Source organism: Agrococcus sediminis (genome assembly GCF_007923295.1).
Taxonomy (GTDB): Bacteria; Actinomycetota; Actinomycetes; order Actinomycetales; family Microbacteriaceae; genus Agrococcus; species Agrococcus sediminis.
Genome location: NZ_VOIR01000014.1, coordinates 266,231 through 286,254, shown reverse-complemented (window position 1 = coordinate 286,254; position 20,024 = coordinate 266,231). Strand labels below are relative to the sequence as shown.

The 20,024-nt window shown below is 74.8% G+C and carries 19 protein-coding genes; 10 read left to right on the top strand and 9 right to left on the bottom strand.

The genetic code is table 11. The features are described 5' to 3' along the window. Positions 1-261 precede the first annotated feature (261 nt). Complete coding sequence (locus tag FQ330_RS08925) at positions 262-1,086, top strand: DNA glycosylase family protein (protein WP_146356863.1); 825 nt, start codon at positions 262-264, stop codon at positions 1,084-1,086. Between the two features lie 290 nt (positions 1,087-1,376). On the opposite strand, the gene FQ330_RS08920 is transcribed toward FQ330_RS08925, so the two are convergent. Continuing rightward, positions 1,377-2,492 carry a class I SAM-dependent methyltransferase gene (locus FQ330_RS08920; RefSeq protein WP_225792778.1) on the bottom strand — a complete coding sequence of 372 codons (1,116 nt, stop codon included), beginning with the start codon at positions 2,490-2,492 and terminating at the stop codon, positions 1,377-1,379. Positions 2,493-2,577: 85 nt separating this feature from the next. Here FQ330_RS08920 and FQ330_RS08915 point away from each other — a divergent pair, with 85 nt between their 5' ends. Both FQ330_RS08915 and FQ330_RS08910 read left to right on the top strand, forming a co-directional pair. Beyond that, entirely contained in the window at positions 2,578-3,246 is a 669-nt protein-coding gene (locus FQ330_RS08915; protein ID WP_146356861.1) for a hypothetical protein, read from the top strand. 357 nt (positions 3,247-3,603) lie between these two features. After that, positions 3,604-3,900 (top strand): GIY-YIG nuclease family protein, encoded by a 297-nt coding sequence (locus FQ330_RS08910; RefSeq protein WP_146356859.1) that lies wholly within the window; start codon positions 3,604-3,606, stop codon positions 3,898-3,900. Positions 3,901-4,070: 170 nt separating this feature from the next. On the opposite strand, the gene smc is transcribed toward FQ330_RS08910, so the two are convergent. After that, positions 4,071-7,553, bottom strand: coding sequence for a chromosome segregation protein SMC (smc, locus tag FQ330_RS08905; protein ID WP_146356857.1), 3,483 nt, complete (start codon positions 7,551-7,553; stop codon positions 4,071-4,073). Between the two features lie 123 nt (positions 7,554-7,676). Here smc and FQ330_RS13320 point away from each other — a divergent pair, with 123 nt between their 5' ends. Genes FQ330_RS13320 through FQ330_RS08895 form a run of 3 tightly spaced genes read left to right on the top strand, consistent with a single transcriptional unit; the run spans position 7,677 to position 11,286 of the window. Further along, a complete protein-coding gene (locus FQ330_RS13320; protein ID WP_192575892.1) occupies positions 7,677-8,756 on the top strand; it encodes a GNAT family N-acetyltransferase in 1,080 nt (359 codons plus the stop codon). Beyond that, positions 8,753-9,886 carry a GNAT family N-acetyltransferase gene (locus FQ330_RS13315; RefSeq protein ID WP_192575891.1) on the top strand — a complete coding sequence of 378 codons (1,134 nt, stop codon included), beginning with the start codon at positions 8,753-8,755 and terminating at the stop codon, positions 9,884-9,886. The genes FQ330_RS13320 and FQ330_RS13315 overlap by 4 nt, the downstream gene beginning before the upstream one ends. Beyond that, on the top strand, positions 9,883-11,286 hold the full coding sequence (locus tag FQ330_RS08895; protein WP_146356852.1) for an aldehyde dehydrogenase family protein: 1,404 nt from the start codon (positions 9,883-9,885) through the stop codon (positions 11,284-11,286). Before FQ330_RS13315 ends, FQ330_RS08895 begins: the two co-directional genes overlap by 4 nt. A 12-nt stretch (positions 11,287-11,298) precedes the next feature. Here the strand turns inward: FQ330_RS08895 and FQ330_RS08890 are convergent, their stop codons facing one another. The 5 genes from FQ330_RS08890 to FQ330_RS08870 are packed head-to-tail and all read right to left on the bottom strand — an operon-like array spanning position 11,299 to position 14,415. Next, positions 11,299-11,931, bottom strand: a complete 633-nt coding sequence (locus FQ330_RS08890; RefSeq protein WP_146356850.1) for a DUF2461 domain-containing protein — start codon at positions 11,929-11,931, stop codon at positions 11,299-11,301. Positions 11,932-11,968: 37 nt separating this feature from the next. Beyond that, positions 11,969-12,901: a bifunctional DNA-formamidopyrimidine glycosylase/DNA-(apurinic or apyrimidinic site) lyase gene (gene mutM / locus FQ330_RS08885; RefSeq protein WP_146356848.1), complete on the bottom strand. Its 933-nt coding sequence runs from the start codon at positions 12,899-12,901 to the stop codon at positions 11,969-11,971. A 1-nt stretch (position 12,902) separates the two neighbouring features. Further along, on the bottom strand, positions 12,903-13,625 hold the full coding sequence (gene rnc / locus FQ330_RS08880; RefSeq protein WP_128190242.1) for a ribonuclease III: 723 nt from the start codon (positions 13,623-13,625) through the stop codon (positions 12,903-12,905). Positions 13,626-13,647: 22 nt separating this feature from the next. Further along, a complete protein-coding gene (gene rpmF / locus FQ330_RS08875; protein WP_128190241.1) occupies positions 13,648-13,851 on the bottom strand; it encodes a 50S ribosomal protein L32 in 204 nt (67 codons plus the stop codon). A gap of 3 nt (positions 13,852-13,854) precedes the next feature. Continuing rightward, positions 13,855-14,415 carry a YceD family protein gene (locus tag FQ330_RS08870; RefSeq protein ID WP_146356846.1) on the bottom strand — a complete coding sequence of 187 codons (561 nt, stop codon included), beginning with the start codon at positions 14,413-14,415 and terminating at the stop codon, positions 13,855-13,857. Positions 14,416-14,919: 504 nt separating this feature from the next. On the opposite strand from FQ330_RS08870, the gene FQ330_RS08865 reads away from it, so the two are divergent. After that, on the top strand, positions 14,920-16,428 hold the full coding sequence (locus FQ330_RS08865; RefSeq protein WP_146356844.1) for an HNH endonuclease signature motif containing protein: 1,509 nt from the start codon (positions 14,920-14,922) through the stop codon (positions 16,426-16,428). A gap of 37 nt (positions 16,429-16,465) precedes the next feature. Here FQ330_RS08865 and FQ330_RS08860 read toward each other — a convergent pair whose 3' ends face one another. After that, on the bottom strand, positions 16,466-17,254 hold the full coding sequence (locus FQ330_RS08860; protein ID WP_146356842.1) for a ZIP family metal transporter: 789 nt from the start codon (positions 17,252-17,254) through the stop codon (positions 16,466-16,468). An 85-nt stretch (positions 17,255-17,339) separates the two neighbouring features. Between FQ330_RS08860 and FQ330_RS08855 the strand changes: the two genes are divergently transcribed. From FQ330_RS08855 to FQ330_RS13640, 3 genes are read left to right on the top strand one after another with little or no spacing between them, the layout of a single operon-like run. Continuing rightward, positions 17,340-18,782, top strand: a complete 1,443-nt coding sequence (locus tag FQ330_RS08855; protein ID WP_225792777.1) for an MFS transporter — start codon at positions 17,340-17,342, stop codon at positions 18,780-18,782. Between the two features lie 40 nt (positions 18,783-18,822). After that, the gene (locus tag FQ330_RS08850; RefSeq protein WP_225792776.1) at positions 18,823-19,053 is read left to right on the top strand and encodes a hypothetical protein; all 231 of its coding nucleotides are present in this window, start codon (positions 18,823-18,825) and stop codon (positions 19,051-19,053) included. Further along, positions 19,044-19,172 carry a hypothetical protein gene (locus tag FQ330_RS13640; RefSeq protein WP_263970122.1) on the top strand — a complete coding sequence of 43 codons (129 nt, stop codon included), beginning with the start codon at positions 19,044-19,046 and terminating at the stop codon, positions 19,170-19,172. The genes FQ330_RS08850 and FQ330_RS13640 overlap by 10 nt, the downstream gene beginning before the upstream one ends. Before the next feature lie 31 nt (positions 19,173-19,203). Here the strand turns inward: FQ330_RS13640 and FQ330_RS08845 are convergent, their stop codons facing one another. After that, entirely contained in the window at positions 19,204-19,977 is a 774-nt protein-coding gene (locus FQ330_RS08845; RefSeq protein WP_192575890.1) for an SDR family NAD(P)-dependent oxidoreductase, read from the bottom strand. Between the last annotated feature and the right edge of the window lie 47 nt (positions 19,978-20,024).

Sequence of the window (20,024 nt, the reverse complement as noted above, 5' to 3'; positions counted from 1 at the left end):
ACCACATCGTCGACGCCACGGGCACGACGTTCTACCGCCCGCTGCGCGTCGAGTCGACGCACACCGGCGGCCTCAAGGTCGTCGACGCGAAGGGCAAGGAGGCGCCCGCCGCCGACTTCCACGAGGACGTGCTCCGCGAGGCGGCGCACGAGGACATGGAGCCGGAGGCCATCGACGAGGTGCGCCGGCGCCTCGCGGAGGGCCACATCCTCGGCGAGCGCGAGCTCGACGAGCGCGACGACCGCAACGTCTGAACCGACCGTGACCGGAGCGCCCGGCATCCTCGCGTGGCTCGCGCCGCGCGCGGTGCCGGGCGTCGAGGTCGTGGCGCCCGACGGCTACCGCCGCGCGCTCCCCGGCCCGCGGGTGGCGCGCGCCGAGGTCGCCGACGGGGTCGCGCGCACAGACGATCCCGACCTCGCGCGCGTGTTCGACCTGGGCGCCGACGGCACAGGCGGGGCGGATGCGCGACGGGCGGCCGATGAGCGGCTCGCGTGGGCCGCGGCGCGGCACGGCGTCCCGGCGCTGGCGGCCGCGATCGCGGCGGCCCCCGCGCTGGCGCAGCCCGGCTGCGCGGACGCGCACGAGATGCTCGTGCGCGCGATCGTCGGCCAGCAGATCACCGTCGCGGCGGCGACGCTGCAGCTGGGGCTGCTGGCGGCGCTCGGCGACCCGCTGCCGCCGGCGCTCGCCGAGGAGGGGGTCGACCGCTGCTTCCCGACGATGGCGCAGGTGGCGGCGGGGGCCGGCGTGCTGCGCGGCCCGGCCGCGAAGACGGCCGCCGTGCGACGGGCCGCCGAGGCGGTCGCGAGCGGCGCGATCGACGTCTCCCCCGCATCCGACCTCGACGCCATGCGGCGGCAGCTGCTGGGGCTCAAGGGCATCGGCCCGTGGACGGTCGGGTACCTGTCGCTGCGGCTGGGCGACCCGGATGTGCTGCTGCTCGGCGACGTGGCCGTGCGGAAGGGCGCCGGGCGGCTCGGGGTCGCCGACCTGCCCGCGCTCGCGGCCGACTGCGCCGGCCACCGGTCGGCGCTCATGCTGCGCTGCTGGGCGGCCAGCACCAAACCTTCGACCGCAGGTTGAACCCACTTCCACGGGGCCACTTGCGCCGCGGGTCGGCCGGGCGCATGATGATCCCACCTTCTTCGGAAGGGGATCCTCTTCGGAGGATCGGAGGCCCCGAGCACTCATACTGCTCGGGGCCTCCGCCTGTTCGGGGACGCCCCACCAGCCCCCGGAAGCACGAAGCCCGGCCACCTCATACGTGGCCGGGTTCCTGTGCATCCATCCGAGCAGACGTGCGCGTCCGCGCGGTGGAGCGCGGTCGGCGTGTCGGTGACGGGCGGGTGAACGCGCGGTGGACCGGGCCGGGGTCAGGTGCGCCGCGTGGCCGTGACGGTGAACTTCGGGTCGCGGTGCACCTGCCGCGTCGGGCCGATGCGGTCGAGCTGCTGCCGGTAGCCGAGGTGGCTGTTCCAGACGCACCACAGCTCGCCGCCCGGCGCGAGGGCGCGGCCGGCGTCGCCGATGAGGCGCTCGGCCGCGCCCGTGTGCACCGCGGCGCCGATGTGGAACGGCGGGTTGAGCAGGATGAGCGGCGCCGAGGCGTCGGGCACGCCCTCGAGCCCGTCTGCCCGGCGCGCGCCGACGCGGTCGGCGACGCCGTTCGCCTCGGCGGTCGCGCGCGTCGAGGCGATCGCCGCCTCGGAGGCGTCGAGCGCGAGCACCTGCACGTGCGGGCGGAGCAGCGCGAGCGCGACGCCGAGCACCCCCGTGCCGCACGCGAGGTCGATCGCGTGGGACGCATCCGGCATCGCGTCGAGGTGCGCGAGCAGCGCGCGGGCGCCGATGTCGATGCCGGTGCCCGCGAACGCCGCGCCGTGCGCGACCACGGCGAGCGGCAGACCGTCGAGGTCGTGCCGCCTGGTGCGGGGCCACGAGATGCCGGGACGCGTCGGGTCCTCGGCATGCAGCACGCGCGACTTGCGGCGGCCGAGCGACGCGTGCACGCTGCGGAAGCTGCGGCCCAGCAGCGCGTTCATGCCCATCGTCATGTGCTTGACGCGGCCGCCGGCGACGACCCGCACCCGCTCGTCGGCGTGGGTGGCGACGAGCTCGGCGATCTCGTCGAGCGCGTCGAGCGAGCGCGGCAGCTGCAGGAGCACGAGCCGGGCGCCCTCGACGAGGGATGCGTCGAGGCCGTGGTGCGCGAAGCCGGCGATGCCGAGCTCGGCCGCGTTGGCGTCGAGCGCGCGCTCGCCCACGATCGAGTCCTGGTGCACGCGCACGCGCTCGGCGCCCGCCTGCAGCGCGCCGAGCGTGAGCGCCCCGTGGCGGTCGCCGATCACGACGACGTCCGCGGGCAGCCGGCCGCCGCGCATCGCCTCGTCGAGGATGAGGGCGTCGGATGCGTCGTGGGCCTGCAGCGTCGGATCCTCCACGTCGGGCCTGCGGCGCAGGCGGGCGAAGAGGGCGTCGCGGTCGGTCACGTCGTCGATCCTCCCAGGTCGCGGACGCGCGAATCGCGCCGAACGTTGGGATGTGGTTCGGGCACCCTAGACCTACCGTGATGCCATGAGAAGCATCGTGCTGGCCGGCTGCGTCGCCGCCGCTGTCGTCTTCGCCGTCGCGGGCTGCGCGGCGAACCCCGGGGCGAGCCCCGGCACCGAGCCCACCGCATCCGACTCCCCCACCGCGCCCGCGCCGCCGGTCGTGACGGGCGAGGAGGCGCAGGCCCGCCTCGCCGCCCTGCCCATGCCGAGCGCCGTCGAGCCGCGCATCGCGATCGGCACCGTGCTCGAGGGCGCCGACGGCACGCCGATGCTGTGCCTCGGCGCCGTCGCGGAGTCGGCACCGCCCCAGTGCGCCGGGCCGGCGCTCGCCGGCTGGGACTGGGCGGCGGTCGAGCACCAGGAGACGTCGGGCGTGCGATGGGTGCAGGGCGTCGCGATGCAGGCGACCTACGACGCCGAGTCGCAGACGGTCACGCAGGTCGGCGAGCTGCTCGACCTCGCCGCCATCACGCTGCCGGCGATCGAGCACCCGACGGGCGACCTCGACGAGGCGACGATCGCCGCGGTGCAGGAGGACCTCATGACGCTCGACCGGCAGGATGTGCTGGGGCACTTCGGGCTGGACGGGATCGTCGTGCTGCAGGTGCTCTACGACGACGGCTCGATGCAGGCCGCCGTCGACGCCATCTACGGCGAGGGCGTCGTCTCCCTGGAGTCGGCCCTCCGCTGACCCCGCTGCCCCTGGTCGAGCCCCACCTCCCGCTGGTCGAGCCCCACCTCCCGCTGGTCGAGCCGCCGGCCGCAGGCCGGCGAGTCGAGACCACCTCAGCCGGTCGAGCCGCCAGCTCCACTCCACCTCCGCTGGTCGAGCCGCCGGCTCCACTCCACCTCCGCTGGTCGAGCCGCCGGCCGCAGGCCGGCGAATCGAGACCACCCGCCGCGCCTCACCTCCCGCTGGTCGAGCCGCCGGCCGCAGGCCGGCGAGTCGAGACCATCGGTCGCGCTGCTACCGGCGCGCCGACTCACCCTCCACAGGCACCCGCACCGCCCGCACCGCCCCACGCATCCACCTGCCAGCCTCAAGCGCATGGGATGGGTGTACATGCTCCGCTGCCGCGACGGCAGCTACTACGTCGGCAGCACGCGCGATCTCGATGAGCGCCTCGATCTCCACCGGCGCGTTCTCGGGGCGCAGTACACCCGGCACCGCCCGCCGGTGGAGCTGGTCTGGTGCGAGGGCCTCGAGAGCATCGCCGACGCGTTCGCGATGGAGAAGCGGATCCAGGGCTGGAGCAGGGCGAAGCGGGAAGCGCTGATCCGCGGCGACTTCGCTGAGATCTCGCGGCTCGCGCACGTGCGGGGCGGGCGGAGGGCGCGGGAGTGAGCGGGCGATCGCCCGGGTGATCTCCCCCGGCGAGTGGTCTCGACTCGTCGGCCTGCGGCCGACGGCTCGACCAGCGGAGGGGGGCATCCGCTGCGGTGGTCTCGACTCGTCGGCCTTCGGCCGACGGCTCGACCAGCGGAGGGGAGGCTCGACCAGCGGGGGCGAGGGGGCTACGCGTCGACGGGCTCGCGCTCGCGCGTCGTGCGCTGCCCGACGACCGCCGAGACGCCGTCCTGCCGCATCGAGACGCCGTAGAGCGCATCCGCGATCTCCATCGTGCGCTTCTGGTGCGTGATGATGATCAGCTGCGAGCTCTCGCGCAGCTGCTCGAAGACCGTCAGCAGGCGCCCCAGGTTGGCGTCGTCGAGCGCCGCCTCGACCTCGTCCATGATGTAGAACGGGCTCGGCCGCGCCTTGAAGATCGCCACCATGAGCGCCACGGCCGCGAGCGACCGCTCGCCGCCCGAGAGCAGCGAGATGCGGTCGATCTTCTTGCCGGCGGGCCGCACCGTCACCTCGACGCCGGTGTTCAGCAGGTCCTCGGGGTCGGTGAGCGCGAGCGCGCCGGAGCCGCCAGGGAACAGGATCGGGAAGACCTCGGTGAACGCCGCCTTCGTATCCTCGAAGGCCGCCGCGAAGATCGCCTCCATCGTCACGTCGAGGTCGGCGATGATCTGCTCGAGGTCCTTGCGGGTCTTCGCGAGGTCGGAGAGCTGCTCGGTGAGGAACGTGTGGCGCTGCTCGAGCGCCGCGAACTCCTCGAGCGCGAGCGGGTTGACGCGGCCGAGCCGTGCGAGCTTGCGCTCGGCGTCCTGCAGCCGCGCCTGCTCGGCCTTGCGGTCCCAGCCCTCCTCGGGCGCGTGCTCGGCGACGAGCACGGCCTCCTCGAGCCCCAGCTCGCTGCCGGCGCGCTCGAGCAGGTTCGACAGGTGCAGCCGCTGCTCGTACGTCTCCATCTCGGCGACGTGCACGTGCTCGGTGAGCTCCTGCAGCCGCTCGCGCAGCACTGCCTCGTCGCGCCGCAGCCGCCCGAGCTCCTCGTTGCGGTCGCGTCGGGCGGCCTCGCGCTCGGCGAGCACCGCGCGCGCCTCCTGCACCGAGCGCTCGGCCACGCCGAGCACCGGCGGGATCGCCGCGAGCACGCGCGACGCCTGCTCCCGCTGCCGCTCGCGCAGCACCGCGCGTCGCGCGGTCTCCTCGGCGCGGGCGCGCTGCGCCTCGACGTCGCGCTCGAGCGCGGCGGCGCGCGCGAGCTCGGCCCGCACGCGCTCGCGCGCCGTCTCGAGCTCGACGCGCAGGTCGGTCTCGGCGCCCCGCGCCGCCTCGAGCTCGGCGAGCAGCCCGTCACGGGCGGATGCGTCGAGCATCGGTCGGGGCTTGTCCTGGAAGCGCTCGAGGGCGAGCTCGGCCGCCTCGACGGCCCGCCGGGCCTCGTCGATGCCGCCGCGCGCCTCCGCGAGCGCCGCGGCCGCGCGGTCGTGCTCGCCGGTCGCGGCCTCCAGGCGCGCGCGAGCCCGGCTGCGCTGCTCGCCCCGCGCCGCCGACGCCGCATCGTGGGCGCGGAGCGTCTCGAGCGCCTCGGCCGCCGCGCGCTTCGCCTGCTGGTGGGCCTGGCGGGCGTCCTCGAGCGCGCCCGCCTCGCGCTCGATCGCGGCCCGGAGCTCGTCGAGCCGCTCGATGGCTGCGTCGCGCTCGGCGAGCAGCTCGAGCCGCGACTGCGCGTCGTCGGAGCCGCCGCGCATGAGGTACTCGCTCACGTAGTCGCCGCGCCGCGTGACGATCGTCACCGGCGCGCCGAGCTCGAGCGCCGCGATGCGGGGCCCGGCGTCGCGCGCGGCCTCGATCGTGTCGACCACGAACGTGAAGGCGAGCACGCCGAGCACGCCGGCCGGCGCATCCACCACCGTCGGCGCGTGCACGGCGCCCTCGACCTCGGGCACGTCGGGGCGCATCGGCACGGCGTCGCCGACGACCGCCTCGATGCGGCCGAGGCCCGCGTCGTGCGCGTGCTCGATCGCCGCGGCCGCGGCATCGCGCGTCTCGGCGAGCACGGCCTCGCCGAGCGTGCCGAGCGCCGCCGCGATGGCGGCCTCGAAGCCCTTGCGCACTTTCACGCGCTCGGCGACGAGCCCGGTGACGCCGGCGATGCCGGCGTCGAGCAGGCCGGCGGATGCGTTGCCCGTCTCGAGCGCGGACGTCAGGGCCGACGTGCGGGCGGCGAGGGCGTCGCGCTCGCGCTCGACCGCGTGCAGCGCATCGCGCCGCTCGTCGAGCGCCGCCGAGAGCGCGGCCTGCGCCTCGTCGGCGTCGCGGTAGGCGCCCGCGAGCGACTCCGCGTCGCCCGCCTCCTGCTCGTCGCCGAGCGCGCCCGCGGCCTCGGTCGCCTCGGCGAGCCGCTGCCGGGCGTTCGCGAGCGCGGTCTCGCGCCGCGCGACCTCCGCCTCCCGGGCGGCGAGCGTCGACTGCGCGACCTCGACCTTCGAGCGGTGCCCCGCGGCCTCCAGGTCGTGCTTCGACACGAGCGCCGCCTGCGCGGCGATCTCCTCGTCGAGCGAGTCGAGCTCGGCGCGGGCGAGGGCGGTCGCGGCCGCCGCCTTGCCCAGCCGGCCCTCCGCATCCGCCACCCGGTCGCCGAGCGCGGCGGCCTCGTCGCGCGCGGCCTGCACCATGTCGGGCGTCACGAGCGGTGCGGCGTCGCCGAGGTCGGGCGCCTCCTCGAGCAGCGCGAGGCGCTGGCCGGCGAGCGCGTGCAGCGACTGCAGGCGCGACAGCTCGCGCTCGAGGCCGTGCGCGACGGTGCGGGCGCGGTCGACGTCGTCGCCGACCATCGACTCCTCGATCCGGCCGGCGCGCAGCCGCGCCTGCTCGAGCTGCTCCTGCAGCACGATGCGCTCGGACTTCCGCTCCGACTCGGAGCGGGCGGCCGACTCGAGCTGGGCGCGCAGGCCCAGCACCTCGTCGGCGATGAGCCGGGCGCGCGCGTCGCGCACCGTCGCCTGGATGGTCGCCGCCTCCTTGGCGATCTCGGCCTGCTGGCCGAGCGGCTTCAGCTGCCGCCGGATCTCGCCCGCGAGGTCCTGCAGGCGGGTGAGGTTGGCCTGCATTGCGTCGAGCTTGCGGAGGGTCTTCTCCTTGCGGCGACGGTGCTTGAGGATGCCGGCGGCCTCCTCGATGTAGCCGCGGCGGTCGGCCGGCGTCGCCTGCAGCACGTTGTCGAGCTGGCCCTGCCCGACGATGACGTGCATCTCGCGGCCGAGGCCGGAGTCGCTCAGCAGCTCCTGCACGTCGAGCAGCCGGCACGACTCGCCGTTGATCGCGTACTCGCTGCCGCCGTTGCGGAACAGGGTGCGCGAGATCTGCACCTCGGCGTACTCGATCGGCAGCGCGCCGTCGGCGTTGTCGATCACGAGCTCGACGTGCGCGCGGCCCAGCGGGCCCGAGGTCGCGGTGCCGGCGAAGATGACGTCCTCCATCTTGCCGCCGCGGAGCGTCTTCGCCCCCTGCTCGCCCATCACCCACGCGAGCGCGTCGACGACGTTGGACTTGCCGGAGCCGTTGGGGCCGACGACGCACGTGACGCCCGGCTCGAACTGGAAGGTCGTGGGGCGCGCGAACGACTTGAAGCCCTTGACGGTGAGGGTCTTGAGGTGCATGCGGCTCCCGGGTCGTGCTCAGGCCACCGTAGCCGCGCGGCGGCCCGTTGCGCGCCAGGCGCGCGCGCGGCTAGTCTGCAAGGCTGCCCGCCGGCACGGTGCCGGTGCGAGCGGCGGAACCCCATGCAGATCGACATCCGCCCCTTCCCGCTGCCCGCGAGCCCCGACGAGCCCGGCGAGGCCGGCGACGCGCTTCGTCGCTCGCACGAGTTCAACGAGCGCAGCCTCGCCCTGCGCTACACCGAGGGCGTCTATGTGAACACGCTCGTCGAGCACCTCGCGTCGCTGCGGCCCACCCACGACGGCCGCGTCGACCGCCTGCTGGCCTGGGACGGCGACGACCTCGTCGGGGTCCTCACGATGTACGCACGGCTGCTCGACTCGGTCGACATGACCGAGGTGACCGTCGAGCCCGAGCCCCGGCTGCCGCTCGACGCGCAGCGCGAGGTGGCGGAGGCGCTCGTCGCCCGCGCGCACGAGGAGGCGGCCCGCGACGGCCGCACGACGATCGTGGTGTCGGCGATCGGCGCGGCGACCGGCCCCGTGACGGCCAGGACCGGCTTCGGCGCCGGCGACCCGGCGGAGCCCGGCACCGCGCCGCTCGTCGCGCGCGGCTACGAGCTCGAGCAGGTCTACCGCGTCTCGGTCGCCGAGCTCGCGGCGCTGCCCGACCTCGACGAGCGGCACGCGGCGGCGCTCGCACGGGCGAGCGCGTACGAGCTCGTGCGCTGGCAGGGCGAGACGCCTGCCGAGCACCGCGAGAGCATGCGCGCGCTGCACGAGCGCATGTCGATCGACGCCCCGGTCGCCGGGCTCGCCCTGGAGCCCGAGACGTGGGACGACGAGCGGCTCGCGGCGTTCGAGCGGTCGAAGCAGGAGGGCGGCCGCACGCTGCTGACCGTCGCCGCCCGCGAGCGCGCGACGGGCGAGCTCGCCGGCTTCACCACGCTCATCCTGCCCACGAGCGGCGCGACCGCCCGGCAGCACGACACGCTCGTCACGACGCCGCACCGCGGCCACGGCCTCGGCATGCTCATGAAGCTCGACAACCTGCTGCGGCTGCGCGAGCTGCGGCCCGACCTCGTGCGGGTCGTGACCTGGAACGCCGAGGAGAACCGTCCGATGCTCGCCGTGAACGAGGCATCCGGGTTCCTGCCCGTCGCCTACGAGGCGCAGTGGCAGTGGAAGGAGCCGCAGCCGTGACCGGCCACCGCGAGCTCGAGTGGATCGAGCTGCAGCGCCCCGCCGACGACTTCGACGAGCCGGCGCTCGCGCTCGTCGCGCGCTACGCCGACACCGCCAACCGCGTGACGCAGCACTTCTGGGGCGACGAGGCGTTCGACACGACCGTCGACGAGCTGGTCGCGAAGCTGCGCCACGACGAGGACTCGGTCTCGCGCCGGTTCCTCATCGTCGAGGACGGCGTCGACGTGGCCCGCTGCGTCGCCGCGATCGGCCGCGAGGAGGGCGCGCGAGCCGCCTACCTCTCGGCGTGGGTCGTGCCCGAGGCGCGCGGCCGCGGCATCGGTCGGTCGCTCATGGAGCGCCTCGAGCGGGTCGGGGCCGAGCTCGGCGCAACGAGCCTGCAGGTGTGGGTCGACCACCGGCCGCCCGCCGAGGGCGACGCGGGGCTCGCGCCCGAGAGCGGGCACGGCGCGATCGCGGCCGACGCGCCCGCCCACCTGCTCACCTCCCTCGGCTACCGCCTCGAGCAGGTCGAGCGCATCTCCGAGCTCGACGTCGAGCGGGCCCAGCACGAGCTCGAACGGCACAGGGCGGATGCGTCGGCGCGCGCGGGCGAGGCCTACGAGGTGCGCTCGTGGGAGGGCGCGACGCCGCCCGAGCTGCGCGACGCGATGGCTGCCCTGCACGCCCGCATGGCGACCGACGCCCCGGCCGCGGGCCTCGACGTCGACGAGGAGACGTGGAATGCAGCCCGGCTGCAGCGCTACGAGGCCGAGATGGCCGAGGCCGGCCAGACGCCGCTGCAGGCGGCCGCGCTCCACCGCGCGACGGGCGAGGCGGTCGCGTTCACGATCCTGGTGCTGCCGGAGCCCGGCAAGCCGGCCTTCCAGGAGGACACGCTCGTGCACGCCGACCACCGCGGGCACCGCCTCGGCATGCTCGTGAAGGCCGAGAACCTGCTGCAGCTCGGCCGCCGCCACCCCGACCGCACCCGCGTCATCACCTGGAACGCCGAGGAGAACCGGCCCATGCTCGCCGTCAACGAGGCGCTCGGGTTCGCGCCGATCGGCGTCGAGGGCGGCTGGCAGCGGCGGCTGCGCGCCGGCGACGAGGAGGGCACAGCCGCGCCTGGCACGATGAGCGCATGACCGACGCCGCCCCGAAGGCCCAGCCCGACGCATCCACGACCGGCATCGCCGCCGAGCTGCGCAAGGCGGTCGTGGGGGGCCTGACCCGCCCGCGCGCGTACCGCGAGCAGCAGCTCGACGCGCTCAGGCGGATGCTCGTGCAGCACGTGAGCGCGTGGGAGTCGGCGCTGCGCGACGACCTCGGCAAGAGCGCGATCGAGGCGCACCTGAGCGAGATCGGCTTCACGATCGCCGAGGCGCGCCACGCGCGCCGGAGCCTGCGCCGGTGGATGGCCGCGACGCCCGTGCCCGTGCCGGTCGCGCTGCAGCCGGCGAGCGCCCGGATCGTGCCCGAGCCGCTCGGCGCGACGCTCGTCATCGCGCCGTGGAACTACCCGCTGCAGCTCGCGCTCGGCCCCGTCATCGGCGCGATCGCCGCCGGCAACGCCGTCGTCATCAAGCCCAGCGAGCTCGCCCCGGCGACGTCGCGGCTGCTCGCGACGCTCGTGCCGCAGTACCTCGACCCGCGCTCGGTGCGCGTCGTCGAGGGCGGCGTGCCCGAGACGACGGCGCTGCTCGAGCAGCGCTGGGACCTCATCTTCTACACCGGCAACGGCCGCGTCGCACGGATCGTCGCGGCCGCCGCGGCGAAGCACCTGACGCCCACGGTGCTCGAGCTCGGCGGCAAGAGCCCCGTCTACGTGCACCGCTCCGCCGACATCCCGGCGGCGGCCCGCCGGATCGCCTGGAGCAAGTGGCTGAACGCCGGCCAGACGTGCGTCGCGCCCGACCACATCCGCGTCGACCGCGAGGTCGAGGCCGAGCTCGTCGAGGAGCTGCGCCGCGCGACCGCCGAGCAGCTCGGCGACGCGCGCACCTCGCCCGACTACGCGCGCATCATCAGCGCCGCCCACGCCGAGCGCCTGCAGGGGATGCTGGCCGACGGCACCGTCGTCACCGGCGGCGAGGTCGACGCCGAGGCCCGCTACGTCGCGCCGACGATCCTCACCGACGTCGACGAGTCGGGGGCGGCGATGCAGGAGGAGATCTTCGGCCCGATCCTGCCCGTGCTCCCCGTCGACGGCGTCGACGGCTTCCTCGAGACGATGCGCGGCGCCGACAAGCCGCTCGCGCTGTACGTCTTCGCCCGCGACGCCGACGTGGTGCGGCGCGTCGAGCGCGAGACCTCGTCGGGCGCGGTCGGAGTCAACGTCGCGCTCGCCCAGTACGGCGCGCGCACGATCCCCTTCGGCGGCGTCGGCGAGAGCGGCTCGGGCGCGTACCACGGGCGGCACTCGTTCGAGGCGTTCAGCCACCGCAAGCCCGTGTTCTCGAAGCCGACAGCGGTCGACACGCTGCGGATGGTCTACCCGCCGTTCACGCCCTGGCGCGAGCGGATCACGCGCCGGCTGATGGGCTGACGCGCCGCCGCCTCAGCGCTTGGGCGCGATGTGCGCGGCGGCCCAGCCGACGAGCGGCTGCAGGTCGTCGACCGTGTCGAAGAGGGCGTCGAGCAGCCCCGGTCCCGAGGCGTCCGCCGGCGACAGCTGCCGCCTGGCCGTGAGCCACTTGCGGCGCAGCAGCGCGATGCGCGGGTGCGCCGGGTCGACGCCGCGCGGCGCGGTCTTCAGCTGCTCGCCGCCGAGGTCGTACCCGGCCTGCTCGAGGTCGGCGACGATGCGCTCGAGCTCGGTGCCGTGCGCCGCCGCCTCGACGGCCGCGCGGTAGGCCTTCGTGAAGGTCGCGTCGCCGAAGAAGCCTCCGCCGAGCGAGACGCCCGAGGCGTCGAGGTTGACGAACCAGCCGATGCCGGGCGCGCGCTGCGCGAAGAGCCCCTGCCGCGTCTTGTACGGCGTCTTGTCGTGGCTGAAGCGCACGTCGCGGTACGGCCGGTAGATCTTGACGGCGCTCGCGATGGGCTCGAGCTCCTCGGCGAGCGCCTCGAACGGCGCACGCACGGCCGCGTCGTAGCGGGGCTTGTTGTCCTGCCACCACGGCTTCTCGTTGTGCGCCTCGAGCTCGCGGTAGAAGGCGAACGCGTCGGGGGTGAATCCTTCGAAGGCCATCCCTCGAGCCTACGCGCGGCCGCCGCTGCCGGCGCCGTCAGGCGCCGACGCCGCGCGGCCTGCGCTGGCAGCGCGGGCAGCGCGTCGACGAGCGGTTGGCCCACGGCTCGCGCACCATCGTCGCCCCGCAGCGCGGGCACGGCAGGCCGCCGCGGCCGTAGGCGTTCAGGCGGTGCTCGAAGTAGCCGGCCTGGCCGTTGACGTTCACGTACTGCGCGTCGAACGACGTGCCGCCTTCGGCGAGCGCCTGCTCGAGCACGTCGCGCACGTCGGCCAGCAGCGCGAGCGCCCGCGCCTGCGTCAGCCGCTCCCCCGGCGTCGCGTAGTGCAGTCGGCTGCGCCACAGCGCCTCGTCGGCGTAGATGTTGCCGATGCCCGACACGAGCGTCTGGTCGAGCAGCGCCGCCTTCACGCCCTGCCTGCGGCGGCGGAGGCGCCGGGCGACCGCGGATGCGTCGAAGGCGGGGTCGACCGGATCGAGCGCGATGTGCCCGGCCTGGTCGGGCACGCCGTCGACGAGCGGGCGCACGGCGAGGCCACCGAAGATGCGCTGGTCGGCGAAGCGCACCTCGAGCGCGCCGCGACCGGCCGCGTGCAGCGACGGCTGGTCGAGGAGCAGGCGGATGCGCGTGTGGCGGTCGGCGGGTGCGCCGACCTCCCGCACGAGCAGCTGGCCGGACATCCCCAGGTGCGCGAGGAGCGCATCCGTCATGCCCGGCTCCCGGCCGCCGTCGGGCCCGTCGGCCGGGCCGTCGGCAGGGGCGCCGAGCAGCGGCACCCACAGGAACTTGCCGCGCCGCGCGGGGGCGCCGAGCGTGCGGCCGACGAGGGCCGCCTCGAAGGCGGCGGCGTCGCCGGGGTGGCGCGCGATCGAGCGGCTGTCGAGCACCTCGACGCCCTCGACCCGGGCGCCGGTGACGGCGGGCGCGAGGCCCGCGCGCACGACCTCGACCTCGGGCAGCTCCGGCACGTCAGGCGCCCGGGGCGGCCGCAGCCGCCTCGGCGGTGAGGCGGCCGTGCGCGGCCAGGGCTGCCGCCATCTCGGCGACCTTCTTGCTCGTGCCCGTGCCCTCGGCGACGACCTCGCCGTCGATGCGCACCCGCGCGGCGAACGTGCGGGCGTGATCGGGCCCGGTCGCCTCGAGCTCGTAGGCGGGCGCGCCCATGCCGAGCGCGGCCGCGACCTCCTGCAGCGCCGTCTTCGGGTCGAGCGCGGCGCCCGTGCGGCCGGGGTCGTCGAGCAGCGGGCCGACCAGGCGCAGCACGAGGTCGGCGGATGCGCGGTGGCCGGCGCTCAGGAACGCGGCGCCGAAGAGCGCCTCCATGGTGTCGGCGAGGATCGACGCCTTGCCGGCGCCGCCGGACGCGGCCTCGCCCTTGCCGAGCAGGATGTGCTCGCCGAGCCCGATCGCGCGCGCAACCTCGGCGAGCGCGACGGTCGACACGACGCCGGCGCGGCGCTTCGCGAGCTCGCCCTCGGTCGAGTCGGGGAAGCGGCGGTACAGCTCGATCGTGATCGCCTGGCCGAGGATCGAGTCGCCGAGGAACTCGAGGCGCTCGTTGTGCGGCACACCCCCGTGCTCGTACGCCCACGAGCGGTGCGTGAGCGCCAACGACAGCAGCTCGGGGTCGATGTCGACCCCGAGCTGCTCGAGCAGTCGGCGCTGGCCCGCGGGAACCGCGTGGTCCGTCATGCGACGAAGGATCCGCGAGGGATCAGACGTCGGCGACCCTGCGGCCCTTGTACTCCATGTACAGCGGCGTGCCGGCCGAGTCCTCGACGACCTTCGCGCGGTGCGGGAGGCTGTAGACGGTCTTGCCGCCCTCGACGGTCTTGACCAGCTTGGGCGCCTCGGCCTTCCACTGCGAACGGCGCGCACGGGTGTTCGACCGCGACATCTTCCTCTTGGGAACAGCCATTGCTCACTCCTTCTTCGACGCCTGGGCGTCATCATCCGACGGTTCGTCGGCTACGTCTTGTGCGAATCCCTGGAGTGCTGCCCATCGCGGATCGATGGTCTCCTCCGGCACGAGATCGGTGCCCGGCTCGAGCCGCTCCCCTGTCTCAGGATCGAGCCCTGAGCAGTCCGGTCGGTCGACCGGCTGGAACGGCAGCGCCAGCACGACCGCGTCCCTGACTACCGGAAGGAGGTCGACAGTTTCGTCGACCACGAGATAGTCGGATTCCGACGCACCATCATACGCGAAGAGCTCGAGGAAGTCGACATCGACGTCCAGGTCGAACTCCACGAGGCAGCGCGCGCAGGTCGCGAGGGCCGTGACGGAGGCCGTGCCCGTGGCGAGGATGCCCTCGTGGACGCTCTCGAGGCGCACGTCGAGGTCGATCGGCTGGTCGGGCAGCACCGCGGCGAGGCCCTCGCCGACCTTCTCCCCGAAAGGGGCGGTCTCCTCGACCTCGCGCATCCGGCCCGGCTTGTGCACGATGTCGCGCACGCTGAGCGCGAACGGGTGGGGGGTGGCCATGCCTCCAGTCTACGGGCGGCGCGGAGGTGCTCCCGCCGCGCCGCCTCGCAGCTCGGGGCCGCCGCTCCCGCTCCCGCTCCCCACCCCGCTGGTCGAGCCGCCGCGCCGTCGCTCCCGCTCCGCCGGTCGAGCCGCGCGGCCGCCGCTCCCCTCCCGCGGGTCGAGCCGCGCGGCCGCCGCTCCCGCTCCGCTGGTCGAGCCGCGCGGCCGCCGCTCCCCTCCCGCTGGTCGAGCCGCGGCGCCGCCGCAGGCGGCTCCGCGAGTCGAGACCACTCCGCGACGTGCTCGCCCGCTCCCCATCCCGCTTGGTCCGCGACGTGCCCGCTTGCTCCCCTTCCCGCTTGGTCGAGGAGCGCGCGGGCGCAGCCCGCTCGCGTCACGAGACCACGTGCGGTTAGAGACGGAGTGGTCTCGAGACGGCCGGCTCCGCCGCCCTCCTCGACCAGCGGGGTCGGGCGGGGGCCAGGCGGAAGCGATGTCAGTGCCCCGTGGTTCCATGCCTGCATGGACGGCGACTGGGGCCTCGACGCGGAGGACTACATCGCGTCGATCCGCGCCGGCGCGATCGACCCGTATGGCCGCAGCGCGGCCGAGCTCGAGGACGAGCTCGCCGCGTTCGACCGGGACTGGGGCGAGCGGCTCGCGGCGCTCACGCCCGACGAGCTGGAGGCGGTCGTCGAGGGGCGCATGCAGGTCCCGCCGTTGCCCGGCCCGGCCGAGTCCGAGCGCGCGGCGTGGCTGCGCCGCGAGGAGCAGTTCACCGGCCAGATCAAGGCGCTGCAGGCGCAGCGGGCGCGCCTCGAGGCGCGCGAGCGGGAGCTGCTCGCCGGCCGCTTCCAGCGCGTCCGCGACGAGGGCGGCGAAGTCGTGACGGCGCTCAAGGAGGCCGCATCGATCCTCGCCGCCGAGCTGCGCCAGTCCGACCGCGGCATCGAGCAGCGGATGGCCACCGCGTGGCAGATCGTCACCGAGCTGCCCGCCGCGCACGAAGCCCACAAGACCGGCCGCATCAGCGCCGGCCACCTGCGGGTCATCGAGCAGGCCACCCACCCGCTGCGCATCGACGTGGACGCCGACCCCGCCGAGCGCGCCCGCGTCGAGCGGGAGCTCGTCGCGATCGCCGAGACGACCACGCCGTCGCGCCTGCGGTCGCGGTCGAAGCGGGTCGTCGACCGGGTGCTCACGCAGCCGCTGCAGCAGCGGCACCGGGTGGCGATGGAGCGGCGCGACGTGTGGATGGTCGACGCCGGCGACGGGATGGTCGACATCGGCGCCCGCGTGCCCGCGGTCGTCGGCGCCGGCATCTTCGACCGGCTGACGCAAGCCGCCCGATCGAAGCCGAAGGACGACCCGCGCACCTGGGACCAGTTCCGCGCCGACGCGCTCTGCGAGCTGCTCCTGACCGGCCAGACCCCCGACGACCTGCACGCGACCAACGCGCTGACGGCCACCATCGCGATCACCATCCCGGCGACCGAGCTGCTGCGCGACACCGACGACGCGGACGAGCCGCAGCTGCGGTTCCCGGCGCTGCTCGACGGCCGCGTGCTGGTCGACCCCGCCACGGTGCGCACGCTCGCCGCCGACACCGCCACCTGGGAGCGGCTCTTCACCCATCCGGTGACGGGACTGCCCGTCACAGTCGACACCTACACGCCCAACCGCGCCCAGCGCCGCTGGCTCCGCGCACGCGACGGCCGCTGCCGCTGGCCCGGCTGCGACAACCCCGTCAACCGAGCCGACCTCGACCACACGCTCGACCACGCATCGGGCGGACCGACGAGCATCGAGAACCTGGCGCACCTGTGCAGGCGCCACCACGTGATGAAGCACTCGACCCGGTGGGGCGTCCGGCAGCTGCCCGACGGCGTGCTCGAGTGGACGACACCGGTCGGCGCCGTCCTCCGCGACGAACCCGAACCGCAGGGGCCGGTCTTCGCCGAGCGCGACCCCATCTGGGGACTTCCCGTCACCGCCTGCACCGCACCACCCGGCGTCCCGCCACCCTTCTGAGCCTCGTGGGTTGCGCGGGCGCGGCAGCCCCGGCAGATCAGGCGAGCGACAGCACGAACGACAGCACGAAGCCCGCTGCCGTGCTCATAGCGACGGCTGGCCCTCCGTGCTCGTAGGCCTCCGGCATCAGCGTGTCGGCCAGGGATGCGATGACCGCGCCCGCCGCGAAGGCGAGCGGCAGCGAGATGGTCTGCTCGTCGACCACCGCGAGGGGGCCGGCGCCGAGCACCACCCCGCCCACGAGCAGCAGCGCACAGACCGACCACAGCCCCAGGATCTTGCCCCTCGACAACCCCTGCGCGCGCATCGACGACGCACCGACGAGCGCTTCCGGCAGGTTCGAGACGAAGATGGCGGCGAGCAGCGCGAGCCCCCCGGAGCCCTCGCTCAGAGAGACGCCCATCGCGACGTTCTCCGGCACGCCGTCGAGCGTGACCGCAGCGAGCAGCGCCAGCCCCGCCGCACCCCGCGTCGTCGCCTTCGTCGCCGGGCGATCGGACGCCGCCGCGTCCGTGTCGAGCTTCGCGCTCCCCGGGTGCTCGTCCGCCGCCTTCCCCTTGCCCGGCTGCGCGGCCCGATCGAGCAGCGCACTCAGCAGCGTGAAGACGAGCGCGCCGACGAACAGGCCGATCGCCGCGCGCCAGATGCCGCCCTTCTCGAAGGCGTCCTCGAAGAGCTCGAACGCGAGCGCCGTGATCAGCGCGCCCGCCGCGAACGAGAGCAGCACGGCGAGCAGCCGCTTCGGCAGCTCGAACCGCACGCCGATCAGCGCGCCGATGAGCAGCGCGCTCGAGGCGATGGCGCCGAACAGCAGAGACTGCCCCATGCGGTCAGGGTACGACCGAGGCGGCTGGCGTGGGGGACGGATCCCGTCGCGGCTCGAGCGCGGGTGTCGGTGCCATGATGCTCACGTGTCAGCGACCCGCGCCGTTCCCCTCGCGCTCATCGGCTGGCTCGTGTGCGTCGAGCTCACGAGCGGCGTCCTGCAGGGCTGGTACGTCACCCTCACCCCAGACATCGCCCGCCACCTGTCGGTCACCGATGCCGACGTCAACTGGTTCGAGGCCGGGCAGCTGCTGCTGTCGGCGCTCATGGTGCCCGTGCTCGCCAAGCTCGGCGACATGCACGGCCACAAGCGCATGCTGCTGCTCTCGACCGTCATCACCGCCGCCGCGAGCTGGTGGATGGCGTTCTCGGGCGACTTCTGGAGCTACCTCATCGCCTTCTCGCTCCAGGGCGCCTACTCCGTGTGGCTGCCGCTCGAGGTCGCCCTCATCTTCGACCGCGGCCGTCGCACCGGCGCCGCCGCCTCGACCACCCGCCGTGCCGCGGGCCTGCTCGTCATCGCGCTGCAGGCGGGCGCGATCCTCGGCGCCCTCGGCTCCGCGATCGCGCTCGGCGCCTTCGGCGAGGCGATGAGCCCGACGCTCATGGTGCCGGCGGCCATGGTGACGCTGACGTTCTTCGCGATCCTCTGGGGCGTGCCGGAGTCCGAGCCGCTCCCGGGCCGCAGCCTCGACGCCGGCGGCTTCGTGCTGCTCGCGCTCTCGCTCCTCACCATCACCTCCGGCCTCACGTTCCTCAAGATCGGTGGGGCGGATGCGTGGTGGGGCTGGGCGGTCATGCTCGTCGGCGTGGCGCTGCTGCTGCCGTTCGGCCGCTGGGTGCTCGGCCGCGACGACCCGGCGATCGACCTGCGCGTCATGCGCCGGCCCGAGATGTGGCCCGTGCAGCTCACCGCAGGGCTCGTCGGCGTCAGCCTGCTCGGCGCGCAGACGCCGCTCGCCACCTACGCCGGCACCGACCCGTCGCTCGGCTACGGCCTCGGGCTCGACGCCTCCGGCCGCTCGATCCTCATCGGCGTCTACCTGCTCTCGCTCATCGTCGGCGCAGGCCTCCTCGCGGCGCTGTCGGCGCGCATCCGCCCCCGCCTGCTGCTGGTCGTGGCGGCCGCGCTCGTGGGCATCGGCTACCTGCTGCTCGTGCCCTTCCACCGCGAGGTGTGGCAGGTCTTCGCCTGCATGGCGATCGCCGGCGTCGGCTCCGGCGCGCTCGTCGGCGCGCTGCCGGCGGCCGCGGCGGCGGCAGCGCCGCGCGGGCAGACCGGCGTCGCGGCGGCCATGACGAACACCACGAAGACGATCGGCGGCTCGTTCGCGTCGTCGGTCTTCGCGATCGTGCTCGCAGTCGGCGCGATCGGCACGGCCGCGAGCCTCGGCGGCTACATCGTCGTCTGGATCGTGTGCGGCGTCACCGCGCTCGTCGCAGCCGCGGGACTCGTCGCCGTGCCGCGCCTCGCCTTCGCCGACCCCGATCCCGAGCCGGAGATCGCGCCCGCCGCATCCACCCGGTGACACCTGAGACCCCGACGCCCCGACGACCTGAGGAGGACCCATGCCCCTCTACGCAGTGCTGATCTACGCCGACGACTCCGCCCACGCGCTCGACGCGACCGCGGCCGACCTCGGCGAGCCCGACGGGCACGGCGACGAGCTCGCCGCATCCGGCGCCATGCGCGCGGCCTACGCCTTCACGCCGCGGGCGCTCGCCAAGTCGATCCGCCCCGACGGCGTCGCCGACGGCCCGTTCCTCGACGCACCCAAGCGGTCGCCGGCGTGTACGTGATCGAGGCGGCCGACGAGGCTGCCGCGCTCGCGATCGCCGGCACCAACCCCGTCATCCGCGGCAGCGGCGGCGTCGAGGTGCGCCTCGTGCACAGCGGCGGCACCATCCCGCAGCCGTAGCCGCGGCCCCCGCACCGCGAGGGGCGTTCGCTCATGCCTTCGCCTGCAGCGGCCCCTTGTGCACCATCCACGGGTGCGTCTGCGCGACGGGCTTGATGATCGTCTCGTCGACCGACACGTGCCCGGGCAGGGCGAGGATGTCGGTCATCACCTTGGCGACGTCGTCGGCCGAGAGCGGGTCCTGCACGTCCTTGTAGACGGCGTCGGCCTTCGCCCGGTCGCCGCCGAAGCGCACGAGGCTGAACTCCTCGGTCCACACCATCCCGGGCGCGACCTCCATCACCCGGATCGGCTCGCCGTGCAGCTCGAGCCGCAGCACGTCGACGAGCTGCTTCTCTGCCGACTTCGCGGCGTTGTAGCCGGAGCCGTTCTGGTACGCGACGGTCGCCGCGATCGACGTGACGACCATGATCTCGGCGTAGCCGCCATCGGCCGTCGACGCGCGCAGCAGCGGCAGCACCGCGTCGATGACGCGCTTCGTGCCGATGACGTTCGCCTCGAACATCCACCGCCAGTCCTCGATCGTCGTCTCGCCGAGCGGCGCGGCGCCCTTCGCCCCGCCCGCGACCTGCACGAGCCCGGTGGGGCGGAACGCGGCAGCCGCGTGGGCGAGCCGCTCGATGTCGGCCTCGTCGGTCAGGTCGGCCGAGAGCACCTCGCAGCCGGTCTCCGCACGGAGCGCCTCGAGCCGCTCCGCCCGGCGCGCGACGGCGAGCACCGTCCAGCCGCGCGCGACCGACTGCCGCACCACCGCCTCCCCGATGCCGCTCGACGCCCCCGTGATGATCAGCCGCTTCTCGCTCATGCCGCCATGCAAGCATCCGACGACCGCCCCGCGCCACTCGGCGGGCC

Bases quoted from the DNA above. Each gene is read 5' to 3' on its own strand.
- rnc (WP_128190242.1), bottom strand. From the start codon at position 13,625: ATGACGGACCACGCGGTTCCCGCGGGCCAGCGCCGACTGCTCGAGCAG.
- FQ330_RS08910 (WP_146356859.1), top strand. From the start codon at position 3,604: ATGGGATGGGTGTACATGCTCCGCTGCCGCGACGGCAGCTACTACGTC.
- FQ330_RS08850 (WP_225792776.1), top strand. From the start codon at position 18,823: ATGCCCCTCTACGCAGTGCTGATCTACGCCGACGACTCCGCCCACGCG.
- FQ330_RS08895 (WP_146356852.1), top strand. From the start codon at position 9,883: ATGACCGACGCCGCCCCGAAGGCCCAGCCCGACGCATCCACGACCGGC.
- FQ330_RS08845 (WP_192575890.1), bottom strand. From the start codon at position 19,977: ATGAGCGAGAAGCGGCTGATCATCACGGGGGCGTCGAGCGGCATCGGG.
- FQ330_RS08870 (WP_146356846.1), bottom strand. From the start codon at position 14,415: ATGGCCACCCCCCACCCGTTCGCGCTCAGCGTGCGCGACATCGTGCAC.
- FQ330_RS13320 (WP_192575892.1), top strand. From the start codon at position 7,677: ATGCAGATCGACATCCGCCCCTTCCCGCTGCCCGCGAGCCCCGACGAG.
- FQ330_RS08890 (WP_146356850.1), bottom strand. From the start codon at position 11,931: ATGGCCTTCGAAGGATTCACCCCCGACGCGTTCGCCTTCTACCGCGAG.
- FQ330_RS08865 (WP_146356844.1), top strand. From the start codon at position 14,920: ATGGACGGCGACTGGGGCCTCGACGCGGAGGACTACATCGCGTCGATC.
- FQ330_RS08860 (WP_146356842.1), bottom strand. From the start codon at position 17,254: ATGGGGCAGTCTCTGCTGTTCGGCGCCATCGCCTCGAGCGCGCTGCTC.
- smc (WP_146356857.1), bottom strand. From the start codon at position 7,553: ATGCACCTCAAGACCCTCACCGTCAAGGGCTTCAAGTCGTTCGCGCGC.
- FQ330_RS08915 (WP_146356861.1), top strand. From the start codon at position 2,578: ATGAGAAGCATCGTGCTGGCCGGCTGCGTCGCCGCCGCTGTCGTCTTC.
- rpmF (WP_128190241.1), bottom strand. From the start codon at position 13,851: ATGGCTGTTCCCAAGAGGAAGATGTCGCGGTCGAACACCCGTGCGCGC.